This window comes from Pseudomonas sp. PIC25, assembly GCF_002286785.1.
Classification (GTDB): Bacteria; Pseudomonadota; Gammaproteobacteria; order Pseudomonadales; family Pseudomonadaceae; genus Pseudomonas_M.
This window is the reverse complement of sequence record NZ_MUJY01000141.1, coordinates 1-1567: the sequence shown is the minus strand read 5'-3', so window position 1 is coordinate 1567 and position 1567 is coordinate 1. Positions and strand designations below refer to the sequence as shown.

At 62.3% G+C, this 1567-nt stretch carries 1 protein-coding gene; it reads left to right on the top strand.

Going from position 1 to position 1567, the window contains the following annotated elements; all coding sequences use genetic code 11:
- On the top strand, positions 1 to 1567 hold a 1567-nt coding region (locus BZL41_RS28600; RefSeq protein WP_218224561.1), incomplete at both ends, for a hypothetical protein.

Sequence of the window (1567 nt, the reverse complement as noted above, 5' to 3'; positions counted from 1 at the left end):
TGCCCTGGGTTCTACTTCGAATACACCACGCCGGCGTACCTGGAACTGCAATACAAGCGCTTCAACCCGCGCGGCGGGTCGTACATGCCGTACTACCTGACCAAGATCGACTACGACAGCTGCAACGGGCTGGGCGTCTGGAGCCTGGCTGCGACCTTCGTCACCCTGACGGCGGCGACGCCGATGAAAAGCGCGATGGACTTCCCCATCGACCTGATGGTGCTGGACGGCGCGGCCAAGGTGCGCAACGCCACCCTGGCCGAAAAAACCGAATACCGCAGCGAAACCGCCGAACGTGGACGCTACCTGCAACAACGCTACGACTTCGACGGCGACGAGACACCGGACTACGTGGTCCCGGGCAAGAAAGTCACCCGCGAAGTGAACGGCGAACAGAAAACCGTGTTCGTCACCACGCCTGTGGAACAGGCCGAACTGCAAGGCATCTACCTGTCCAGCCGGCATGAAGGCGTCCCGTCCGACACCGAAGAAACCGCCCCGGACTTCACCCGCCTGATCGACACCGCCCCCGACTTCCAGGACCGCGGCCTGCTCAAGAGCATCAGCAAGGACGACCTGCGCGACACCGACATCTACGTATTCCGCGAATCCAACGGCCAACTGGTGGCCGAACGCCGGGGTTTGCACGAAGACGAACTGTACAAGAACTACTCCGGGGTGGACGAACAGGACGGCGCCTTCCGCTACACCATCCAACTGCGCGGCTCGGTGGAAAACTACTACGCCCTGAGCACCTACCGGGGCGAAGCCAACTTCACCCGCTGGCAGAGCGCGGGCGGCTTCAAGGAAGAATTCCAGCGACGCACCGCCAACCACCTCAAGGCCGGCGAAGTGGTGCGCATCATCGCCATCAACCGGCCGACCGGCTACATGGGCAGCGTCAAACTGCAACTGCAATCGGCGACAGCCAGCGGCAACCTGCTGAACTTCCCCGGCCAACGGATCGAAATGGGCCCGCCGAACCTGAAAGTGTGGGCCGAACGACGGAACAAGATCGAAGCGGGCATGACCCGCGGCGAAGAAAAGAAACACCTGATCGGCAACGAAGGCGCGGGCCTGGGCAGCGACATCAGCATCGCCATCTACAGCGACTGGGTCGACCAGGACGGCAGCCCGCTGCCGGAAGAACTGGGCGACTACGGCTACACGGGCCGGCTGGCGAAAATCGTCGCGGCCAACCAACTGGCCCCGGTGGGGGCGAACAACCTGTCGCAGTTCGCCATCAAACCGGGCCGGCAGGTACAAGTCATCCACCTGCCGGAAAAAGTCCTGGCCAAACAACACCTCTACCTGCAAGTGGCCGGGCAGCCGAGCAACCGCAACCCGGACTTCTCCTCCAACGGCCAGGCCAGCGGCATCCTCAAATACCGCCCGACGCACTACGTCCCGGTGAAAGTGCCGCTGCACGACGAAGAAGCCAGCGAACTGTCGCGCCAAGCCTACCGCAAGGCGGAAAAAGACAACCCGGACCTGGACCTGAAGAAACCCGAACCGCTGTACGCCTGGCAGTATCGACCGGAGTTGCAGTTTAGTTTGTATGAGTTGA